At 43.5% G+C, this 23,589-nt stretch carries 17 protein-coding genes; 12 read left to right on the top strand and 5 right to left on the bottom strand.

Going from position 1 to position 23,589, the window contains the following annotated elements; all coding sequences use genetic code 11:
* Positions 1-92 precede the first annotated feature (92 nt).
* The gene (locus ACFGVS_RS08255; protein ID WP_439698234.1) at positions 93-878 is read right to left on the bottom strand and encodes an alpha/beta fold hydrolase; all 786 of its coding nucleotides are present in this window, start codon (positions 876-878) and stop codon (positions 93-95) included.
* Between the two features lie 835 nt (positions 879-1,713).
* On the opposite strand from ACFGVS_RS08255, the gene ACFGVS_RS08250 reads away from it, so the two are divergent.
* The 8 genes from ACFGVS_RS08250 to ACFGVS_RS08215 all read left to right on the top strand — a co-directional run bounded on the left by ACFGVS_RS08250 (position 1,714) and on the right by ACFGVS_RS08215 (position 12,084).
* Complete coding sequence (locus tag ACFGVS_RS08250) at positions 1,714-2,094, top strand: hypothetical protein (RefSeq protein ID WP_439698233.1); 381 nt, start codon at positions 1,714-1,716, stop codon at positions 2,092-2,094.
* A 3-nt stretch (positions 2,095-2,097) separates the two neighbouring features.
* Positions 2,098-3,750: an alpha-glucan family phosphorylase gene (gene glgP / locus ACFGVS_RS08245; RefSeq protein WP_439698232.1), complete on the top strand. Its 1,653-nt coding sequence runs from the start codon at positions 2,098-2,100 to the stop codon at positions 3,748-3,750.
* Between the two features lie 628 nt (positions 3,751-4,378).
* A complete protein-coding gene (locus ACFGVS_RS08240; RefSeq protein WP_439698231.1) occupies positions 4,379-4,831 on the top strand; it encodes a hypothetical protein in 453 nt (150 codons plus the stop codon).
* 11 nt (positions 4,832-4,842) lie between these two features.
* Positions 4,843-5,820, top strand: coding sequence for a hypothetical protein (locus ACFGVS_RS08235; RefSeq protein ID WP_439698230.1), 978 nt, complete (start codon positions 4,843-4,845; stop codon positions 5,818-5,820).
* 45 nt (positions 5,821-5,865) lie between these two features.
* Complete coding sequence (locus ACFGVS_RS08230; protein WP_439698229.1) at positions 5,866-7,221, top strand: TolC family protein; 1,356 nt, start codon at positions 5,866-5,868, stop codon at positions 7,219-7,221.
* Entirely contained in the window at positions 7,211-8,269 is a 1,059-nt protein-coding gene (locus tag ACFGVS_RS08225; protein WP_439698228.1) for an efflux RND transporter periplasmic adaptor subunit, read from the top strand. Before ACFGVS_RS08230 ends, ACFGVS_RS08225 begins: the two co-directional genes overlap by 11 nt.
* Positions 8,270-8,416: 147 nt before the next feature.
* Positions 8,417-11,545: an efflux RND transporter permease subunit gene (locus ACFGVS_RS08220; RefSeq protein WP_439698227.1), complete on the top strand. Its 3,129-nt coding sequence runs from the start codon at positions 8,417-8,419 to the stop codon at positions 11,543-11,545.
* Positions 11,546-11,706: 161 nt separating this feature from the next.
* A complete protein-coding gene (locus ACFGVS_RS08215) occupies positions 11,707-12,084 on the top strand; it encodes a hypothetical protein (RefSeq protein WP_439698226.1) in 378 nt (125 codons plus the stop codon).
* Between the two features lie 26 nt (positions 12,085-12,110).
* Here the strand turns inward: ACFGVS_RS08215 and ACFGVS_RS08210 are convergent, their stop codons facing one another.
* The 4 genes from ACFGVS_RS08210 to ACFGVS_RS08195 all read right to left on the bottom strand — a co-directional run bounded on the left by ACFGVS_RS08210 (position 12,111) and on the right by ACFGVS_RS08195 (position 14,855).
* A complete protein-coding gene (locus ACFGVS_RS08210) occupies positions 12,111-12,608 on the bottom strand; it encodes a Crp/Fnr family transcriptional regulator (RefSeq protein ID WP_439698225.1) in 498 nt (165 codons plus the stop codon).
* Between the two features lie 103 nt (positions 12,609-12,711).
* Positions 12,712-13,392 carry an alpha/beta hydrolase gene (locus tag ACFGVS_RS08205; RefSeq protein ID WP_439698224.1) on the bottom strand — a complete coding sequence of 227 codons (681 nt, stop codon included), beginning with the start codon at positions 13,390-13,392 and terminating at the stop codon, positions 12,712-12,714.
* A gap of 23 nt (positions 13,393-13,415) precedes the next feature.
* Positions 13,416-14,240 (bottom strand): 4,5-DOPA dioxygenase extradiol, encoded by an 825-nt coding sequence (gene ygiD, locus ACFGVS_RS08200; protein ID WP_439698223.1) that lies wholly within the window; start codon positions 14,238-14,240, stop codon positions 13,416-13,418.
* Positions 14,241-14,291: 51 nt separating this feature from the next.
* Positions 14,292-14,855 (bottom strand): ester cyclase, encoded by a 564-nt coding sequence (locus ACFGVS_RS08195; protein ID WP_439698222.1) that lies wholly within the window; start codon positions 14,853-14,855, stop codon positions 14,292-14,294.
* Positions 14,856-16,507: 1,652 nt separating this feature from the next.
* Between ACFGVS_RS08195 and ACFGVS_RS08190 the strand changes: the two genes are divergently transcribed.
* From ACFGVS_RS08190 to ACFGVS_RS08175, 4 genes are all read left to right on the top strand, one after another.
* On the top strand, positions 16,508-17,071 hold the full coding sequence (locus tag ACFGVS_RS08190) for an RNA polymerase sigma-70 factor (RefSeq protein WP_439698221.1): 564 nt from the start codon (positions 16,508-16,510) through the stop codon (positions 17,069-17,071).
* Positions 17,072-17,217: 146 nt separating this feature from the next.
* Positions 17,218-18,261 (top strand): FecR family protein, encoded by a 1,044-nt coding sequence (locus ACFGVS_RS08185; protein ID WP_439698220.1) that lies wholly within the window; start codon positions 17,218-17,220, stop codon positions 18,259-18,261.
* A 207-nt stretch (positions 18,262-18,468) separates the two neighbouring features.
* Positions 18,469-21,810, top strand: coding sequence for a SusC/RagA family TonB-linked outer membrane protein (locus ACFGVS_RS08180; RefSeq protein WP_439698219.1), 3,342 nt, complete (start codon positions 18,469-18,471; stop codon positions 21,808-21,810).
* 11 nt (positions 21,811-21,821) lie between these two features.
* Positions 21,822-23,459, top strand: a complete 1,638-nt coding sequence (locus ACFGVS_RS08175; RefSeq protein WP_439698218.1) for a RagB/SusD family nutrient uptake outer membrane protein — start codon at positions 21,822-21,824, stop codon at positions 23,457-23,459.
* Positions 23,460-23,589: the final 130 nt, after the last annotated feature.

The raw sequence follows: 23,589 nt of genomic DNA, 5'->3' as shown, positions 1-23,589 counted from the left end.
CCCGGCAGAAGTTGGGATTTATACCAAGCCCATGATTTCTTCTACAAAAAACCGTACAAAACAGTGATTAACAGAAAATGCTACAAGTTTGGCTATTCAGCTAATAAATTTCCGGTTACATATATATATTTCATGAACTGTTTTACTGCGTTGAAGGTCAACCTGGCTGCCTCTTTGTGAGGCGTATGGCCAACATTCGGAATAATATACTTTTCTGCCTTACCGCTTACCCCGCTTATTGTTTTTTCCACCTGTTTCAATGTGCCATATTCGTCGGCTTCCCCCTGAATAAACAAAAGCGGGCAATAAATACCCGGTAAAAAATGCTCAATATTCCAATCTCTGTAGTCGCTTTCCGTCCAGATTTCTGTCCATGCTTTAAAAATAGTATCCGTCTTATTACCGTGATATTTCCGAAGGCGATCAGCCAGATCTGAATTCTTATATGCTTCTATCGCTTTATAAATCCCTTTTAACGTCACCTCTTCCACAAAAATGTGGGCAGCTTCACATATTACCGCCTCAATCCTTTCTGCGTATTTACTGGCTGCAATCAGGGCAATAGAACCTCCGTCACTATGGCCAAACAGAATTGCATGGTCGATGTCCAAAGTATTCAGCAGTTCATTCAATACATCTGCCTCTAATTCCAAGTAGTTAACAGGCCTTTGGTAAGAACTCATTGGTTCAGACAAACCATAGCCGAATCGGTCATACACCATTAGATTGCAGTGTGTAGCCTCTGCAAGCTTTTGAGGCAGATCCCTCCAGAGTGCTGCACAACCCAAAGAGTCGTGAAGAAATACAATTGTCGGGGCATTTTTATAAGTATTTTCAAATGCCACATAAAGATCTTTCCCGTTGATGTTCATCTGCATACCGCTGTTGTTCCCCGTTATTAAAATACCGATCAAAATTTAACATTCCTGTAGTAAGGCAAACAGGTAGGATTGCCGTTCTAAAAATAGCCAATAATTTAGTTGTGAACCCGAAGTTCAATGGTCAACAACTCCCTGTTTTTACAACGGATGGCGAAATTAATAACATGTCCGTGATTTCTTATGCAAATGAAAACAGAAAAATTAGGGTTTGGTAGAAAATACCGGGGCTTTAGTATAAAAACAAAATTCAGCATTGTTTCAGTGCCTTTCTTTGCGCTAAATCATGAATACGGACGATCTGAAAATAAAGAGAAAGTTAGCTGTAAATGTAGACGCCGAATCCGGTTTTGTCCGTGGATAGCCAATTCGGAATTTTACAAAACTGGCCTATTGATGTCATTTCGTTGGATGTTATAGGCCGTCTATGCATATTGCCGGTTTGCAGCGTCATCCGGTGTATATTATAGAAGACGCGGAAACCAAAACAGGTATCGCTTTTTGTGATCTTCTGTTGTCATTCAACCTGACAATGCATCAGGAAAACCCTGTTGCCGGTGATCGGCTAAACCTGATACGCTGGATGCTTCAGCGTTATGACTGTTTTTAGTAGCCCGGGATATAACGAATGGACGAAAACTTAGCCGTTATCGGGGAGTGCATTTGTAATAGAGTGGCGTTTATGGGCATTGACCATATTAACCCGAAGGGGCTTATCTCAAACAAATACTACAGAATAAGCTGATCCAACGCAAACATTATATTAATGCCAACGGCAAGGATATCCCGGAGATACTTAACTGGAAATGGAATAAACAGCCTAACGGTCAATAGGATGAAAAGAAAACCTTATTTTAAATATTATCAGGTCATGAAGCATGATACTTCGGTAACAGAAATTTCAACGAATGACTTTAAACAGGTTCTTCAGCGGTTCGTGCCCAACGCCATGTTAAGCTTAGTTCAGGACTGCGAAACATGCTATGGTTATACCAGTTTGGTTCAGGCGCTGGAAAAAGCTAAAAAAGGTGCGCAAGAATATATCAGCCAACTAATCAAAGAAGGAGAGCCCGCTCTGCCCCGATTATTGCAATATCGCATCGATCATTACGAAGATCTGTGGTTTAACCTGGTAGACCACAACATTCGATGGCTTGAGGCTGAACTAAAACTCAATAAAAATTTCAAATGGACACCTTACCGCATACACATTTAAACGATGATTACAAAAGATGATATATTCGGCTATACGCCGGATCGCCAATATAAAACTACGGTGGCCTATTTCTCAATGGAATATGCGGTCGACCAGGCATTGAAAACCTACAGCGGCGGCTTGGGCTTCCTGTCGGGTTCACATTTACGCAGCGCTTATGAATTGAAGCAAAATCTGATGGGGATTGGCATGCTCTGGAAATACGGCTATTATGATCAGGTTCGTGGCGGGAGTACATTGATGAAGCCCGATTTTGTAGAAAAGGACTATGCTTTTTTGGAGGATATAGGGATCGTTTTTACGGTACCTGTTCATGATGCCCCGGTGCATGTTAAAGCATGGTTGCTCAGGCCGGAGACGTTTGGTACTGCGCCGCTTTTTTTGCTCAGTACTGATATTCCGGAAAACGATGAACTCTCCAAATCCATCACCCGTAGCCTGTACGATCCAAATGAAACGACCCGGATCGCGCAGACGATCATTTTGGGTATCGGCGGCGCTATGCTGCTGGATATTTTAGGCATCGAGCCGGATGTTTACCATATGAATGAGGGGCATTCGGTCTCCCTTAACTTTTTCCTGCATGCCAAGTACAAAAGCCTGAACGAGGTAAGAAAAAGAGTGGTCTTTACAACCCATACGCCAGAGATGGCCGGCAATGAAGCGCACAGCTACGGTTTACTCAAAGAGATGTCATTCTTTTACCATCTCCAGGAACATGAGGTCAAATATTTGCTGGGCCTCGACGGCGATTATTTTAATTATACCCTTGCGGCACTCAAATTTTCCCGGAAAGCCAATGGGGTATCCAAACTGCACGGTGAGGTAGCCAGGCAAATGTGGGAAAGTAATCCGGGGGGGTGTGAGATTACATCGGTCACCAATGCGCAGAACAAGGCTTATTGGGCTGATCCGATCATTGATAAGGCAATTCTTGCAAATGACGACCAAGGAATTGTCAGCCGGAAAAAAAAGATGAAGCATGAACTGTTTAGGGTAGTGGCAGATCAGTGCGGGAAGTTGTTTGATGTAAACGTGCTGACCATTGTATGGGCCCGGCGCTTTGCCGGTTATAAACGTGCCGATCTGATCATGCAGGACTGGGACAGGTTTATCAATCTGCTCAACAACAAGAACTTTCCGGTACAGATGATCTGGGCCGGGAAACCTTACCCTGAAGACAGCGAAGGTATCGGCCTGTTTAACCAGATTATGAGCCGGGCGAAGCCTTTTAAAAATTGTGCTGTGCTAACCGGCTATGAGCTGGCTTTGTCGGCCTTGTTAAAAAAAGGATCTGACGTTTGGCTGAATAACCCACGGATGTACCATGAGGCCTCAGGAACCAGCGGAATGACCGCCGCGATGAACGGCAGTATCAACTTGTCCCTGCCTGATGGTTGGGTACCCGAGTTTGCCCGGGATAAAGAGAATTGTTTCCTTATCGCTAAGGCACAGGATAGTTTATCGGTAGTAGAAAAGGACAGCCTGGAAAACAAAAACCTGATGGAAGTCCTGGAGGATGCAGTATTACCGATGTACTATCAGAAACCAGCACTATGGTTAGCAGTCCTAAAACAAGCTGCTACCGATGTCGTTCCCGGATTTGAAGCCGGCCGGCTTGCGAAAGAATACTACGAAACGCTGTATAACCATTAATAAATACGCAATATGATACCAAAAACATATAAGCGACACCGCCTATTGTTTTGAGTAAACAGTTTAACCGCATTTTCTTAATTTAAAACTCTATTTGCATATCCATATTAGTTGAACTGGCAATGAAACTATATCGTTTAACCTGAACTTAATTATTAATTGGGCAAAAATATGTCAATCGCTGGAAAATGCGCGTGGGATAAAATGGTTGAATATTATGCTTTTAAGTAGATTTTATGTGGTTCCTTTCGATTGAATTTGAAATTTATTTAGCATAGTTGATAAATATAGTGGCTCTTTTCAATAAAACGCCCGGTCCATCAAACAGTCAGACTTCACCAAAATCTTTTGAGTCCTTTCCCATTTTTTTTGAAACCCCTTGTTTTATTAATTGTTCAATTATTTCGTTCATTCCTTTTCCTGTTTAGCGGAATATCAGACCACCTATCCGACCTCTTCTGCCATTAATAGGCATAGGACACCTGCTTCGATAGCCTTCTTATTTATTCATACGCATGATTTCTTACAAGCTAAAGACCGGACAAATCGGGGTTTGGTATAAAAAGCAGCGGGTTTGGTATATAAACAAAATTCAGCATTGTTTCAGCGCCTTTCTTTGTGCTAAATCATGAATACGAAGGATCTGAAAACACTTAAAAAGTTAGCCGTAAATATTGCATCTGGTGCTGGTATGTCAGTGGGCAGCCAATACAGAAAATTTACAGAACTGGCCTATTTATGTCACTTCGTTCAATGTTACCGACCTTCGATGCATATTGCAGGCTGGCAGCGTCATCCGGTATATATTATGGAAGACGCGGGAACAAAAACGGGTATCGCTTTTTGTGATCTCCAATTGCCGCTAAATCTGACAACGGATTATGAAGCTCCTATTTCCGGTGATTCTATCAATTCTGATATACAAGATATTGCTGAGTTATGGCTGGTTTTGGTAACCGGGGATATAATGAAGCGCAAATCCTTTTTTCTTGACCTGATAAAAGTACATCAGCTATCCACAACTTTCGATAAGATTTTCCTTTTCGATTTTTTTCAATCAATAATCCAAGTTATTAAGTAATTATGAAAACCATGAACAAGCTCCTGCTTATACTGGGTGCCATGATTCTGTCAAAAGCAGGGTTGGCGCAAAACCAGGACAGTGTAACCCGAAAAGTGGTGGCCTATGCCGCCAATAAATTTCCTGAAACCAGAACCTTTAATTTTGAATTTTCAGGCTCCGGACCCTATAATTTCACATCAACCCTACGAGGCGAAGCATTGCCCGCAGGCAGGGTAACAAACTGGACACAGGCCAGGGCAAGTGCGAACATCAATTTTATCAAATCGAAACACTGGATACTGGGAACTACATTTACCTATCGTTTAACTTCGCTTACAGCTGCATTGAATGAACCCGTTTCAGGACTTACCAGTTCAGTGAACGAGAATTTTCAATACCATAATTCGGCCTTAAACCTGGCTTATGTATCAAAACTGTTTGATAAAACAACGATATACTCCAGCAGTGTAAGTATAGACGGAAGTGAAAAACAATTCGAGCGGGTTAGGGGCCAGTTTGCAGCAACAATGCTGTTAAAGGCCGATGCGCGGACAAAAATGGGTATCGGTTTTGTTGTCAATATTGACCCAAGCGCTCAACTACCAGTACTTCCTGTATTCACTTACGAACATCGCTTCGATAATGGACTTGTCGCGGATATTACCCTGCCCAGGAATATATTTATCCGGAAACGGGTATTCCAAAATGGCAGGATCACCCTGGGAACCGAACTGGATCGTACAAGTTTCTACTTGTATAACCGAGACAATTCGGGAAGAACCTTTGAATTTAATCAGGTGGATCTGAACAATGGGCTGATTTATGAATACCGGCTTTGGGATTATTTTATCCTGACCATGAAAGGCGGATTGAAGACCAGTCTGTCGCCCAGGATATTCGATCGTAACCAATCTTATAATGATCCGATTTTTCAGGCAAAAGCCGACCCTTCACTGTATTTCAACGTTGGTCTTTCGTTCAACCCCTTTGGGAAGAAAAGACGATAATCATCATCTCTTAAACGCCAGCGGCTGCTATCAAACCGTTGTATCATGAGCAAAAACATCGTATTCCTATTACTGGTATTTCTCCCTTTGGGGTTAGCTGCCCAGGCCTCCTGGTCGCTTAAAGCCTGCATTGATTATGGTTTGAAAAATAACCGGAGTAATGCCATATACGCCAATGAAAAGAAAATCGCGGATGCCAAAGCCCGGGAGGCCCTGGCCGCTTATCTGCCCGGCATCGGGGTTAACAGTACGCTGGATGATAACCTGAAGGTTCAGGTAACCGTCATCCCTGCCGGGATTTTCGGGCCAAACGACCTGCGGGTTGCGTTTACCAAGAAATTTAATACAAACCATGTGGCACGTATTGATCAAACCATTTACGATCAGTCATTGCTTACCGGTTTAAAAGCGAATAAATACAATGCTCAGCAAGCGGTGCTGAACCAACGCCAGAACGACGAAACCATCATTTATAATATCAGTACGGCTTATTCGCAGATATTTGTTTACCGGGAGCAGCTTAACCTGTTAAAAGCCAATCAGGAAACCTACAAGAGGCAAATGGAAATTATTGCCCTCCAGGTAAAAAAGGGGACGGCCCTGCAAAAGGACGCAGATAAAGTAACCGTTGACTATAATAACGCCCAATCGCAGATACAGGTGGCCGAGAGCAATCTTACCCTTGCCGAAAATCAACTTAAGTATGAGATGGGTTACCCCTTCAATGACAAGCTTGCTATTGATAGTATAGCTGCCCGCGATGTGTTTACGCCCGCTGCTGCCACGCTTGCCTATAACAGTACATTTACAGCAGATAACCGTACCGATTACCGCATTTCGCAGGTGAATGCCAAGCTACTGGAGATAGACGAAAGCCGGATTAAAGCAGGTGCCCTTCCTAAACTGACCGCTTATGCGCAATATGGTCTCATCGGTTTCGGCGACCAGCTTGGGCCAGCATTTTCCGGCATGTCGCCCTATTCAGCGATAGGTCTTAAACTGAGTATCCCGTTGTTTGATTTCTTTAAGCGTAACGCGCAATATAACCAGGCTAAATATAAACGCCTAAACGCGCAGGAGAACCTGAAGCTGGATGAAGACAAATATCAGCTGGACTACGGGAACGCGCGAACCAAAGTACTTAAAGAACAAAGCAACGTAGAGAACAATCGTCGTAATATACAGCTGGCGCAATCTGTACTCAGCACCACCAACCTGCAGTTACAAAAAGGCACTACCAACCTTACCGATTGGCTGAACGCGCAAAACTCGTTAAAAGAGGCGCAAAATAATTACCTCAACTCGCTGTATGCCTTTTTTCAGGCCCGTATCGACCTTGAAAAAGCAGGCGGAACATTAAAAACATTTTACACCGGCTTATCATCAGCACATGAAAACTAAATATATTGTACTTATAGCCCTTTTAGCGATTGCGGCGCTGATCGTATTCCGGCTTACATCCAATAAGAAGAAACTGGACGAAAAGAACAGGCCGGCGCCTGTCACCACGGTCCGCATCCCGGTTAAGGCAGCTTCTGTCAGAGAGCAGCTATTAGAGATCAGTATGGTAAAAACCGGTAATCTCGCACCTTTTAAGGAAGCCAAAGCTCTTGCTAAAACAGGTGGCACCTTGTTACAGGTACGATTTAAATTAGGTGACCAGGTGGACGAAGGACAGGTTCTGGCCCTGACCGATACCCGCGGCCAGCAGCTGGAGTTACAAAAAGCGGAAACCAGTGTAGCCAAGTTGCATAACGACCTGAACACTTATACCGAGCTGCTACAGGGGAAGGCCGCGACACAGGAGCAGGTGAACAATATCCGGCAGGATTATTCAAATGCCGTTAACCAGGCAAGCCAGGCGCGCAAGAACCTGGCTGATGCTTCCATCAAAGCGCCAACCAGCGGCATTATATCTGCCAGGCCAGTTGAAGAAGGTGTTTTTGTAAATGCAGGTGCGGAGATAGCCACCATCGTCAACCTGTCCAAAGCTAAGGTGCAGGTTAACCTTACGGAGGCTGAGGTTTACCAGATTGTGCAGGGGCAGAAAGTAAAAATAACTACCGACGTTTATTCTGGTAAGGTGTTTGCCGGTACGGTAACCTTTATCAGTCCGCAGGCAGATCAGACACACAATTACCCTGTGGAAATACAGATCGATAACACGCAAAAAGCGATACTGCGTTCCGGAACTTTTGTTTACGCCGATTTCTCTGAAAAGACATCCCAGCGGGTGCTGGTCATCCCGCGTGAGGCGCTGACGGAAAGCATAAAGAGTGCTACGGTTTATGTGGTTGAAAATGGCATTGCCAGGCAGAAAAGTATTCAAACGGGAGCCGAAATGGGCGGTATGATCGTTGTAACCAGCGGCCTTAAACCAGGCGATCAGGTGGTCATATCAGGCCAGATCAATCTGAAGGACGGCACGCCGGTAAGTATTTCCAAATAAGTACCGGTATGACGGCAAATAATCAACAAGGCAGGCCATCCCGGTCCAATATCATTTTGGGCGTCATTGTGCTGTTGCTGATCGCCTTACAAACCTATTTAAAAATAAAGATCCTAAGATCCATTTTACAAACTAAAACACCGGTACATGTCAATAGCAGAGATTGCCGTTAAACGGCCCCTATTTATCATCGTTATCTTTACCGTACTCTTCCTGTTCGGAGCCCTGAGCTATTCCAAACTCAACTATAAACTCCTGCCCAATATCGAGGTAGCCACCGTCTCTGTAAGTACAGTGTACCCGGGTGCCTCGGCAGCCGAGGTCGAAACCTCCGTAACTAAAAAACTGGAAGACGCTTTCGCTTCGGTAGAAGGCCTGGATAAAATCAGTTCAACCTCACAGGAAGGCGTATCGCAGATCGCCGTTCAGCTAAAAAGCGGCACAGACGTGGATCAGGCAGAGCGCGCCATTCAGCGGAAGGCAGACCAGGCACAAAATGACCTGCCGGATGATATTGACCGCCCAATAGTCAATAAGATCAATCTGGAGGAAACACCCGTTATTCGTGCAGGTGTAACTTCAACGCTTGCACCCAAAGCATTATATGACCTGGTAGATCAGGACTTTCGCCCCATGCTTCAGAATGTGAGCGGTGTAGGACAGATTAACATTATTGGCGGCGATGAGCGGGAGATACAGGTCAATATCGATCAGGGAAAATTACGGGCATACGGGCTGGGCATTACCCAGGTAAGCGATGCGATCAATAACGCGAATAAATCTTTTCCTGCGGGCAGGATTGAAACCCAAAACCAGCAGGTATCTATTCAGTTTGATGCCAATGTGGCCTCTGTCGGCCAGATCCGTAACCTCATTGTGAAACAACAACCAGGCGGTGGCAGTATCTATCTGAAAGATATTGCCGAAGTAGTTGACGCAACGGCAAAATTGACGGCCATTAACCATATTAATGGTCTGCCATCCATTGGTATACAGGTAATTAAACAAACAGATGCCAATGCAGTGAATGTCAGTAAAGGCGTAAAAGCGATGTTCAGCCGGTTGGAAGGCCAGTATAAGGCTCAGGGCATCCGCTTTACTATATCGAGCGATCAGTCCACCTATACGCTTCGCTCGGCCAACGCGGTAATGGAAGACCTTGGCCTGGCCGTTGCGATTGTGGGGGTGGTGATGTTAGCCTTTCTGCACAGTTTCCGCAGTTCCATGTTTGTGATGATCGCGCTGCCTTCATCCATCATCCCGACTTTCATCGCGATGTATTTCCTGGGTTTCTCGCTCAACCTGATGACGCTGATGGCCATGTCGCTGGTAGTCGGTATCCTGGTCGATGATTCCATTGTGGTGCTGGAGAATATTTACCGGCACTTGGAGATGGGATCTGAACGCCGAAAGGCCGCGCTGGATGGCCGTAACGAGATCGGTTTTACAGCTATGGCAATCACGCTGGTAGACGTTGTGGTGTTCCTGCCGCTGGCATTGTCGGGGGGGATAATCGGTTCTATATTGCGGGAGTTTTCCCTGGTGGTGGTAATTTCTACGTTAATGAGCCTGTTTGTGTCATTCACGGTAACGCCGTTACTGGCCAGCCGCTTTGGCAGGCTGGAGCACCTGACGAAGGACACTCTATGGGGCCGTATAAACCTGGGCTTTGAGCATGTGATTGACATCGTGAAAGAAAGCTACGGCAAGATGCTGGAGGTGATGCTGCACAAAAAGCGCTGGTTGCTGTCGGGGGTAATTGTACTCATTATCGGCTCGCTTATGCTGGTCGGCAAAGGCTTTATCGGCGCGTCATTTATTCCTTCGAGTGACCAGGGCGAATTACTGGTCAACCTTGAACTCGAACCGGCAGCGTCCATCTATCAAACCAATATGGTAACACAGCAGGTAGAAAAGATAATCATGGAACAGCCTGAGGTTGACAAGGTCTTTTCCAGTATCGGGTTTGTGAGCGGCGGTGTAGTTGGAACCGGTAATAACGCGAACAGGGCTGAACTCACGGTGAGCCTGAAAGATCGCAAAGAGCGGAGTATGACTGCCGATGAGTTCGGCATTATCATACAGCAAAAACTGAGCGCTGCTATTGCCGGTGTTAAAGTGACCGCATCATCAACCTCCATCACCGGTAACGCCAGTTCAGCACCTATACAGATCGCTATCAAAGGAGTGGACCGGGAAGCAGTGCGAAGCGTGGCCGAGCAGTACCGGAACATGGTGGCTACCATACCCGGTACCAAATTCGTACAGCTTTCGGTCAAAGACAGGAAGCCGCAGGTAGAGGTGAAGCTGAACCGTGATAAAATGACTTTACTGGGTATCAACGCCAGCCAGGTTGGCGGCGCTTTACAGAATGCCTTCAGTGGCAACCGTAAGGGCAAGTTCAAGCAATCGGGCAATGAGTATGACATCCTGATCAGTTTGGACCGTTATGACCGGTCTAACATTAACGATGTGCGAAACCTTTCTTTCATCAATAGTGACGGCCAGGTCTTTGTGCTGAGCCAGTTTGCTGAAGTCAGGGACGGGTTGGGTGAAAGTGTTTTACAGCGAAGCGACCGGATGGGTTCTATCACGGTTAACGCCAATGTTGCGGGCAGGCCAACCGGCACGGTCGCCAGTGAGATCAAAATAAAAGCGGCAAAAATCAAGCTCCCGGAAGGTATATCTGTGGAGTATCTTGGCGATGTAAAGAATCAGGCCGACGCCTTTGGCAGCCTGGGTCTTGCCCTCATTATTGCTATTGTCCTGGTTTACCTCATCATGGTGGCGCTCTATGAAAGTGTGATCTATCCCTTTGTGGTATTATTCTCCATACCGGTGGCCCTGATCGGCGCTTTGCTGGCCCTGGCGCTTGCCATGGAAACGCTGAATATCTTTTCGATCATCGGCGTGATCATGCTATTGGGCCTGGTGTCTAAAAATGCCATCCTGATCGTTGATTTTACCAACCAGCTTAAAGCGGAAGGGCGGAATGTTAAGGAAGCATTGATCGAAGCAGGTAAAGAACGCTTACGGCCGATCCTGATGACCACGCTGGCTATGATCTTTGGTATGCTCCCTATTGCTATTGCCAGTGGTGCGGGCTCCGAGATCAAAAACGGTATGGCCTGGGTGATCATCGGCGGATTGACAAGCTCTATGATTCTGACATTGTTTGTTGTTCCGGCGATGTACCTGATCATTGATAAACTGGCTGTGAAATTCAAGAAAAATGAACAGACTGAGCTTAGTCGAATTGAATTGAGTGATCATTGATGATGGGCGATTCCGCGGGGAGCACCCAGCATCGTATTTTAACAGTAAAGGCTAAGTTTGGATCCGCTATCCACGACGTTTATTGCCGCTGTCAGGAATTGAGGGGGCCGGAAAATTCAAACAAAAATCTTCGGCTATATGGACATACATTGAAAACTGCGATGAGGAAAAAAGTATATATAGCCCATGATGACGGCGCGTTTATAGAGATGATGTCTGTTTTTCTTGAAGGTATAGGGTACGAGGGATACGGGAGTACCGAGCTTTTAAGCCTGCTGCTATTGGATTCCTTTAATTTGCCTGATATATTTTTGCTCAATGTTCAGCTGTGGGGTGAAGACAGCGAGATGATATATAACTATCTGAAGAGCAATGAGCCCACCGAAGCCATTCCGGTAATCTTATTTTCAACTTTAAAACGTTCGGCGCAAAACTCATTTGATCATTATGCAGATAGTTTCATTTCTATACCTTTTGAAATAAATGAACTTCCCGGTTTATTGAAAAAAGTGCTCCCTGAAAAGGATAAGGAAGAATAATGTTGGCCGGATATATATTAGATCCGCTAATGAAAAAGCTGTTTCCTGATCCGGCTTAAACTTTCCGGGGTAATGCCCAGGAAAGATGCCACATAGATAAGAGGTACACGGGCTGCAACCTGGGGGAAGTCATGGATCAGCATCCTGTAACGATCCTCTGCATTGAGGCTCACTGTGGTATTAAGCCGCTGTTGTAAGCCCACATAAGCGCGCTGGAATAAGTGACGGAAATATCGCTCTAAAGCCGGGACCTGATCGTAAAGCAGGTCGAGTTCATGATGCGGCAAAAGTAAAACCTCACTATCCTCAATGGCTTCAATATTGACATTCCCCGGCACCTGGGTAACGAAGCTGTAAAGGTCAGCAATCCAATGATCCTCCAGCGCCAGTTGAATGACATGCTCTGCACCTTCTTTATCGATCGTAAAAGAACGAAGAGCGCCCTTTTCAATAAAATAAATGTAGCGGCTTATATCTCCTTCAGTTAATAAAGTCTTTCTTTTTTTAACGAACCTTTTTGACATTATCTTTTCGATTTGTTCAAAATCCGACTCCGTTATTATAGCATATTTATTAAAGTTGTCAAATAGGAGAGATGAGCGCATGCGGATAAATTATATCCGCAATTTAAACAGTTTTGGCCAATAACCAATCAAGCAGGTCAGCAAGCTCCTTTTCACCCACGGTATGAACCATATCGTATTCGTGGTAGGTAATGTTGTTGGTTAAAGTTTGCAGATAAGCGAGTGCATCAGTCGCATAGGTTACAGGCAATACGGGATCGTTTTTCCCATGGGCTATGAATATCGGCAAGCTTTGCAATTCTTCACCCGGTCTGATCAGCGGCTTAACTTCTGGTAACAAACGACTGCTTAAAATGAATATTCCCGCGAATTTTTTAGGGAAAGTAAGACCAACGCTGTAAGACATGATACCGCCCTGACTAAAACCACCAAGAAAAACTTTTTTTGGGTCAATAGTATATTTGTCAACCAACTGGCTGATAAATGTATTGATGACCAAACGGCTTTTTTCAGCCTGTTCAGGATTAATTACCCGTTCGCCGTTGTTGAATCCTAATTCAAACCAGGTATACTTTCCGGGAGAAATCGTATAAGGTGCTCTTGCCGAAACTATTACAAAATCGTACGGAAATTGGTTTGCTAACCTGAAAAGGTCTTCTTCATTGCTGCCAATTCCATGTAATAAAAGAATTAACCCTGGCTTTTTTTCGGATAATTCTGCCTCACGCATTTTATATATGAGCATCAGCTCTTCGCCCTTCAGGGCATCTGTTTTAATTTTCATTATCATAGTATATTTAATAATAATTATCCTGCCTGAAAACAACGCATACTCAAACTGCCGAATTGGTAGCCTTCGTAAATATGTTTTATCGGTTCGCTTTTTTCGATCAATCCTATCGCATACATCAAAGGCAGGTAGTGGTCATTGGTTGGAATAGACATTCGTGCTGCTAAACCTGCTTTATCGTAGTTAATCAAAGCGCCGAAGTTTCGATGTTCTAATTGCTCTTTAACAAATCCATCAAATTCAAAATTCCAATCATACGGTTGGGCATCGATGTTCCGCCAATCAATCATTCGGAGGTTATGCACGATATTCCCGCTGCAAAGGATGAGTACGCCTTTACGCCGCAGCGCTTTCAGCTGTTCACCTAAGCGGAAATGGAAGGCCGCATCTTTTGAATAGTCCATACTCATTTCAAATACTGGCACGTCAGCCTCCGGCCAGATAAATTTTAATACTGTCCATGTGCCATGGTCAAGACCCATATCATGATCTTCCATCACATCAGTAAGTGACACGAGTGATTTTAATTCCCGGGCTAATTCAGGGTGCCCCTGCGGTTCGTATTTAACACGAAACAGTTCTTCGGGGAACCCGCCAAAGTCATGGATCGTACGTGGTGCCGGATTAACACTTACATAGGTGCCAACAGTTTCCCAATGTGCTGATATAACCAACACTGCACTTGGTCTATCTAAGCTTTGACCAAGTTTGGTCAGTGTCCGCGTGAAATCATTATCCCATAAGGCATTCATGGGATGACCATGACCGATAAATAACAAGGGCATATTTTTTTCCCTCAATGGAAAATTCCCGGCAATAGTTGCCAGTTCCTGCAATTTCATATATTCAATTTAAGCAGGCACGCCATTTGGTATGCCTGCGGAGTATGTGGATTATTTGCCTAAACCAATTTGGTCAAGGTAAGCCTTGTTGTCCCAAAACAAATGTTCTTCGGTCATTACACCATCTTTCCAGATTCCGATGGTAGCCATAGGGATATTGAATTTTTTACCGGTCGGTTGGATGAATTTACCGTTGCCAATAGGCATAGGTTTGGTAAATGTACCTTCGAAAACGCCGGTAACGGCTGTAAAGTTTCCTGAGCCGAAACGGATAGGGTGCTGCTTGATACGGGTATCAGGTGCATAAACGAACAAAGCTTTCATGTCTTCGATATGTTTGGCCAGGCCAGTGGTTATATGACCATCAGGCCAGAATACTTTGATATTGGCGCCATGACTTTCGTGGAAGCGTGCCCACTGTTGTCCACTGAAAACGGTATAATCTAATGTATCAAAAGTTTTCAGGTGGCGTTGAACCAGTTTGTCGGCTGCTGTCAGTTGTTTTAACTCTTGCTGCATTTTAGCAATTTCCTGTTTTGATTGTGCTTTTACGGATAAAGTACCAGCGCTCACCATCAATAATAATACGGCTGCGATTTTTGTCAAATTTTTCATTTTTCTGATGTTTAAGTTTTTTGTCTTATTGGACATCACAAAACTGGTCTTTAAATCACCATTCTCATTTGATTTATGGTAAGAAATAACCTTAACATAGGTTAAGATTTGGGGTAATCCCAGGAGGGTTGATTGTGCTCCCAAAAATGGAAATGACTTCGTACTCTTCGATTATGAATTTCGTACACCATCCGTTAAACGGATATGTCGGGTGGCTTGGCCAGTCTATTCCGCGCATTTTAGAACGCTGAATTCGGTTTGTTACCTATAACATTGGCATCAATAATCAAAAAAATTAATATTGTCAGTGTTACAGAATGGTTTGTTTGATATTTTGGAACGACGACTCCGGAATATTCAGATAGTCTCAAGACACGTTACCACAAGAATATCAGCAAAAGTGCTTTGCAGCACAATCAGAATGCACATTTGAATTTTATTGCAGACCATCAATGCAGAGAGGGAGATAACCCATAGGCAAATTATCGATATGTTAGCGCTTACACTTTAAAAATAACGTTTTCTGATAAGGCGATTAATGAATAATGAAAATTGAAGCAAGTACCTACAAAACGTGGTTTCAAAAAATTCAAGGAGGGAAAATCTAAACGGGAATTCGCTTTAAACGGAAAAACAAGCCTCAGCTTGATACTATCGATGATTTAATTCAACGCTTACTTCCAAAATTAGCCAACTTACATCAGATCGACGAGAGGGAGAACATAGTACAGAAGCAAACCCTGATTAGGGAGGCAAAGATAATCTGCTATGGGATGATGGTATGTTTAGAACCGCTTTTGTTTATTTAGCATTCTATGGTAACGCACTGAAAGCCAATGAAAAATGTTTGATTTTTTACAAGTACAACCCTTTTAGTTTTCTAACCAGCATCCGGTTAGTACCCCTGAGCGGGAATACTTTGAAAGCTTAGAGGGCTTTTTAAGGTTTATTGAACCCATAATCCAAGATTTGAAAGTTAAAGGCTTTATAAATAGGCAAGGAATTCTTAAAGTTTTGAGTTTTAAATCACCTTAAACGGGTTTCGTTTGAACCGTTTTTCCTGGATATGTTAAAAGAATTACAGATGTACTTTAATTCTTTTGAAGATATTAATTACGTAATCTAACTCGCACCATGCTCTGTTTCAATTATCACTTTTCGTTACTTGTTTGCTGTCAATCAATTTTTATTAAAGTTTGATGTTGTTTCGTTTGATCAGTATAACCGTAAGTATTTTAAGGTTTTAAATGATTGGTTATTCTGGCTTTTGAATAGTGCATTTCGATTAACAAGAGTCGTTATCTTAGAAAAAAGTTTAGACATGTTATTTCATGAAAAGCCCCCAAATTACACTGATGTATTATTACCAATTACTGGCGGATTACAATCGATGGTGTCGCGGAATTAAATGAGTGTTATCCCGGAATATCAAGGTGGCAGGTAGTTCTTTTATTAGTGTGTAAAACACAATTATTTTTAATTTTCGTATGGCGATTTAAAAATATGCTTATATTGCCACAGTTATAGCCTAAGTAATTGTAATGAAATAGCTTTATTGAATATTGTTACCTTTCAATTAATTGTAAACTCTACGATTATAGTGTCGGGTTACGATTTAGCTATGCAGTTTGTGTTGGTAATTATCGTAAAGAATGAAAAAGTTTTGTGACCTTACGGATGTAGAATTGATCGAACTTTTCGAAAAGGATAGTATCAGCGCGTTTGAAGAGATCTACAACCGTTATTGGCTTAAACTTTACGCTGCTGCTTATAAACGCCTCAAAGAAAGAGAAACGGCCAAAGAGATTGTGCAGGATTTTTTTACCGGCCTTTGGATCAACCGGCAGCAGGTTAAAATAGTTACATCGCTTCAGGGGTATTTGTTTACTTCTATCAGGTACCTGGTACTTAACCATAAAAGGGCCGAGGCCGTGCGCAATTCATACAGTGAAATTTTGCTGATTGTTAACGATAACTCCACCGAAGAAAATTACTACTACAAAGAACTGCTTGAACGGGTTGAGGCCGAGGTTACCCATTTACCACCCAAATGCCGCAATGTATTTGAATTAAGCCGCAATCAGTATAAAACGAATAAAGAAATAGCCCTGCTTCTGGGTATTTCTGAAAAAACGGTAGAGAATCACCTGACCAAAGCGCTGCGGTTTCTAAAGGTACACCTTAATATCCTGGTGTTGTTTTTCCTTTTGAGGTAATCAAATCCCCCCCACCTTAGAAACACACCTGTACTTATTCCAATAATTTTTTTGAAAATATTTTAAACAGGAGTAGGGGATGCGTCTTACTTAGGTTACATCTTATTATATAACCAATATTAACTCTTGTCCAAAACAAGTTCCTAATGAAAAAGAAAATACCTGCCGAGCTATTGGAGAAATTTTTTGCAGGCAACTGTGATGAGCACGAAAGGGATATGATCCTTTCCTGGTATGAGTCGTTTGAACTTGACAGGGACGATGTTACTGAGCTTTCGGCCCGCGAACAGGAACTTTTCAAAATGCTGATGTGGCACAACATCAACAGCAACATCAACGCGGCCGAAGGCGATGAGGTAATTTCAATTAATCGTAACAGGGCAGGCAAATTAAAAACCGTGCTGTACTGGCTTTCTGGTGCTGCTGCTGTTTTAATCGCGGTGTTTTTTATCAAACTAAAACCACAACCGGCAAATAATACCTTACAGGCTACAAACACACAGTTGGTTTTTAGCAATACCTCTAATGCTATCAAAGATATTGTTTTATCAGATGGTAGCCGGGTTTGGGTAAGCCCCGGTTCGGCCTTAACTTATACCAAAACATTCGAAAAGCGTAGCCGCAAGGTTTCATTAACCGGTGAGGCATTTTTTGAAGTAACCAAAGACCATTCACGCCCGTTTTCTATTTCAACAGGTAATGTAATTACCAAAGTATGGGGCACAAGTTTCAGGATTCGCGCCTACGCGGCAGATAAAACTACCCGGGTAGATGTGATTACCGGTAAGGTTTCGGTATCTGTGGACGGGCAGCATAAAACCAGGCCAGGCGTAAACGAAACGCTTGGTGCCGGTGATGGGGTTATGTTGCTGCCCAACCAGGAAGCTGTTTATGATAAAGCGGCCGATGATCTTAAAAAGAATATAGTGATAAAGGATGCATCACTGAGTATGTGGAAAAAAGCAAGTCTTTCTTTTAACAATACACCAATAAGGGAGGTGTTTAAAACACTCAATAAAAACTTCAATGTAAATATCAGCTCAAAGGACGAGAGCATTAATGCCGATTTTTTGAAGGCTGATTTTACCAACGAGAATCTGCCTGCCATTATGGAGATGCTTAAAAAAACGCTTAATGCAACTTACAGTATAAACGGCAACAGCTTCACGCTGGAAAGCAATAAACAATAACCAATTAAACAGTTCAATAACCAGTAAAAATCTAAAGCAGCCTATATGGAAAAAAGAATTATTACTTAAACCCACCCCAATTTCCTGAAAAAAATTATAGGAGTGCTGGAGACACCCCTATAATTTTAAACCCCCGGTGTACAACGCCTAAAAAGGTGAACCGGGAATCCTATGTCTCAATTTTTTAAAAAAGAAACACTTAAATGTATGAAGATTTATTTACAAAACCACTTTGACTGGTGTAAAATTATGAGGATCACTTTTAGTCAAATTATAATCATCCTTGTGTTTACTGGTATTTCATTTGCGAACGCCAGCAAAGGGCAGGGCCTGCTTGATAAGCGGGTTGATTATAATATTCAAAATACAAGCCTTACCAACGCTATACAACAGCTGGAAAAAGTAACCAGCCTGAAGTTTGTATACCGTAAAAACCTTGTGGAAAACGAGTTAGGCCTTTCAATAGATGCCAAACAGGAAAAGCTGGGTGCTATACTTGGCAAGCTGTTAACGCCCAGGGGTATTACATTTGATATTATTGGCGACCAGATAGTTTTGGCAAAGGCGAAAGCCGTAGCAAAACAACCTGATGTCGTAAATGCCGATGAGGCCGAAAATACAACACTGGCAGTTGCCAAAACCATAACGGGTAAAGTAACCGATGATCATGACCAGCCTTTACCCGGCGTTACCGTAACTATAAAAGGAACCAGTATGGGCACCCAAACCGACGCTACCGGTAAATACACCCTCAATATTCCGGATGCCGAAACCGAAAAAGCCATCCTTATCTTTTCTTTTATCGGCTTTAGTTCGCAGGAAATACCTGCCGGTGGCCGTACTGTAATCAATGTGCGCCTGGTGGCATCGCCAAGCTCGCTTAATGAGGTTATTGTTATTGGTTACGGTAGCCAGCGTAAAGGAGATGTTACCAGTTCTGTAGCTACTGTTAAAGCCGAAAACTTTGTAAAAGGCCCGGTGTTAGATGCCGGCCAGCTATTACAGGGTAAGGTGGCCGGTCTTTCGGTATCTGCCCCAAGCGGCGATCCTACATCAGGCTCGGCGATCCTGCTAAGAGGTAACACCACATTATTGGGCGCCAACTCCGATCCTTTGGTGTTAGTTGATGGCGTACCCGGAAGCTTAAAAACGGTTGTACCAGAAGATATTGAAACCATTGATGTGCTGAAAGATGGATCGGCAGCGGCCATTTACGGTGTGCGTGGTACCAATGGCGTTATCATTATCTCCACCAAACGCGCCAGCAGCAACTTTACCAACGCGGTTGATTATAGCGGCTACGTAAGTACCCAAACCCTTGCCCGCGAACCTAAACTATTTACCGCGGCCGATTACCGCGCTCAGATAGCGGCCGGTACCAGGGATAAATCATATGATTTGGGCAGCTCGACAGATTGGCTTAAAGCGATATCCAACAACCTGCCGGTAACTACCGTACATACGCTTACTTTAAGGGGCGGCAACAGCAAAACCAATTATTTGGCTTCGGTTAATTACCGGTCATTGAACGGTATTTTCCTTAAATCAGATAACCGTACCTTCTCCGGCCGGGTTGATATCAATCATTACATGTTTAATGACAAATTGAAGATCAATTTTGGTTTATTGCAGCAGGATAACGCATTTACCCAAACCCAGGATGGCGGCACCTTTAACGGCTATACCTATCGCCAGGCTATACTGCAAAATCCCACCTCGCCTATTAAAAATGCCGATGGTACTTATTTTGAGCAACCAAGCATTTTCAATTACCAAAACCCGGTATCGATGATTTACAACAGCGACGGGAAAACATCAAACACAACATCAAAATATAACTCAACCATTACCCTTACGCCGTTTGATGGCCTTAAGCTATCGGCATTAGGTTCATACATACGCTTTAACCAAACCGCGGGCTATTCAGAAAATAAGGAGAACATTTCCAACATCCGTGATCACCTCAATGGTTACGCTGCTGTAGGTTCTTTACAGTCGATAGATCGCTTGTTAGAGTTAACTGCCGAGTATAAAAAAACAATTGGCGATCATAACTTTTCGGTTTTAGGCGGCTATAGCTACCAGGACAATGATACATTTTCGTTCTTTGAGCAAAACCACGATTTTCCTACCGATATATTCAGCTATAACAACATTGGCTTAGGTCGTGCTGCTGCAAAGGGGCTGGGTGTTGAAAGCAGTTCACGCTCAGAAACTAACCTGATCAGCTTTTTTGGCCGCGCTACTTATAATTATAAAGACAGGTACCTGTTGTTGGCCAGTGTACGCCGCGAGGCCGCCAGCCAGCTTTATGGGGCCAAAGAACCCTGGGGTACTTTTCCGGCTGTACAGGTAGGTTGGAGGATCACCAAAGAATCATTCATGCAGGGGCAGCAAATTTTTGATGATTTGAAGCTGCGCGCAGGTTATGGTGTTACCGGTAACCAGCCGGCACAAGGCTTTTTAGGTGTGGGTTTGTTAGGTTATGGCAACTACGTGTTATCAAACGGGCAATGGGTACAAACGCTTGGTCCGTCGCAAAACCCAAACCCAAACCTGCGTTGGGAAGAAAAACATGAAACCGACCTGGGCCTGGATTATAGTTTGCTTAAAGGGATGATCACCGGCTCTGTTGATCTGTACAACCGTAAAATAAAAGGTTTATTATACGATTACGCTGTGCCAAGCCCGCCAAATTTATATCCGTCTACCAGGGCAAACGTAGGCACCATGCAAAATAAAGGTATCGAGGTTTTATTAAACATCACCCCCATACGTAAGGCAGATTTTCAATGGACAACCAGCTTTAACTTTTCAACCAATACCAACAAACTCATCAGCCTATCAAACGAAACGTATAAAACCACCAGTAATTACTTTACAACAGGTGGAACCGGCGAGCCGATTCAAACCTTTACAAATATTGTTACCGTTGGTAAAAACATAGGCGATTTTTATGGCTTTAAAGTTACCGGTGTATCGCCAGACGGGCAGTGGATATATGAGGATAAAGATGGTAAGGCAGTGGCCTATAAAGATTTTACCCATTCGTTTGAAGACAAAAGGGTACTGGGTAACGGCCTGCCTAAATACTACGCCGGCTGGAACAACACTATCCGCTATAAAGATTGGGATTTTAGTGTAACCATGCGCGGTGCTTTTGGCTACCAGATCCTAAACTTTCAGCGCATGTATTATGAAAACACATCTATTCAATATTATAACCGCCTAAAATCGGCTAATGATAAAGTGTTTGGTACCGCAGTGCTTAATAAAACAATGCCGCTTGAGTTTAACAGCTATTATATTGAAAATGGCGATTTCTGGAAAATTGATAACATCAACCTGGGTTATACTTTCAATAGTTTAAAATCAAAGTATATCCACGCGCCACGCATTTATGTATCTACGCTTAACACATTTGTAATAACCGGCTACAAGGGTATTGACCCGGAAGTTAGCCGCAGCGGGTTAGCCCCCGGTAACGATAACCGCGACAAGTATCCAACCACGCGCACATTTACATTGGGCTTAAGTGCAAACTTTTAATCATTAACATCATGAAAAAGATACATTATATTTTAAGCAGCGCGGTCGTTTTAACTGCTGTTGCTATTACATTTTCCTGCACCAAATTAAAAGATAAGGATTACTCCACTATAGTTGCCAGCAATTTTACACCCGGTACCGAAGATCTGGCTTCATTACTTGGCGCAGGGTATACCTATTGGCGTCCGCTGGAGCTGGGCCGTAGCGCCAATTCTGTTTTCAGAACAAACGAAATTTCGGCAGATGAGCTCGTAATTCCCGAACGCCCTAACGGTTGGGTGGATGGTGGTATCTATCGCCGGGTGCATGAACATAAATGGACATCTGATGAGGATAACTGCTACCAGATATGGAACAACGCCTATGCTGGTATCACAACCTGCAACCGGGTTATTTACCAGATAGAAAATGGCCTTATCCCTATTACCACAGGAAAAGACGCCGCCCTGGCCGAATTGAAGGTTTTACGTGCATCGTTCTACTATCCGCTTTGTGATTTTTTTGGCAGTGTACCTATCATCACTAAGTTTGATTTACCTACAGGGTTTTTACCAACACAGAGCAGCAGGCAGGAGGTTTATAATTTTATCGTGTCAGAAATTACCACCAATTTGCCTTTGTTAAGCAAGGCTAACGATCAAACAACCTATGGTAAGTTTAACCAATGGGCCGCGCATGCATTGTTGGCTAAAGTGTACCTTAATGCAGGTGTTTATACCGGCACTGCCGCATGGGATAAATGTATTACCGAGTGCAATGCCATTATCAACTCAGGTGTTGGTTTTGGTTTGGAAGCAAGCCAGAGCTCGGTTTTTGCCACCGAAAATCAAAACTCAAAAGAGATCATTTTCGCTATCCCTTTTGACGAAAAGTTTACTGCTGATGGTGCCAACGCTTTTGCTTTACATATGGAAAGCCTCGAGCCCGAAAACCAGGCTACCTATAACTTTCAATACTCGCCGTGGGGTGGTATTTGTGCTATACCGCAATTTATCAACACGTTTGATCCCGATGACAGCAGGTTAAAAAGCAATTGGATCCAGGGGCAGCAATACACCCTGGCCGGTGTGCCTATCAACGGCTCACTGGGGGCTTATACCGGCAAACCGCTTAACTACATTAACGTGGTGCCTGGTGTAGATTCCACCGAAGAGGTACACGGTTTCAGGCTTGGTAAATTTGAGTACAAACAAGGCGCTTTGCTGGGGTTAAGTAATGACTTCCCGCTGTTCCGTTATGCCGATGTGTTGATGATGAAGGCAGAAAGTATGCTCAGATCTGGGGATGCCAACGGCGCGGCTTTGTTAGTTACCCAGGTAAGGCAGCGTAATTTTACAGCTAACCCTGCAAAAGCTACTGTTACCGGTGCTGATTTGCAAAAGGGAAGCTCATATGATTATGGGCTGAGAAATCACCTTAACACCACGCACGAAGGTGGCGCCGATATTCAATATGGCAGGTTTTTAGACGAGCTGGCCTGGGAGTTTAATACCGAAGGCCGCCGCAGGCAGGATTTGATACGTTTTGGCGTTTACACCAAAAAATCATGGCTGTCGCACTCGCCAAACGGCGATTACCGCGCTTTGCTGCCGCTACCACGGCAGGAAGTTGTTAAAAACAACAACCTTAAACAAAATACAGGTTATTAATAAATTATCAAAGGCACAGGGGTAGCTTATATCCTGTGCCTTTCATATGAAGTTTATTAGTTTATTCAAAAAATACTGATAGTTAATTAAATAGCTTTAAGCTTTCTGCATTACGCTTTTAGCTTTTATA

The organism is Mucilaginibacter sediminis, assembly GCF_051903035.1.
Classification (GTDB): Bacteria; Bacteroidota; Bacteroidia; order Sphingobacteriales; family Sphingobacteriaceae; genus Mucilaginibacter.
The sequence above is the reverse complement of the archived record's forward strand: the minus strand, read 5'-3'. Positions and strand labels throughout refer to the sequence as shown.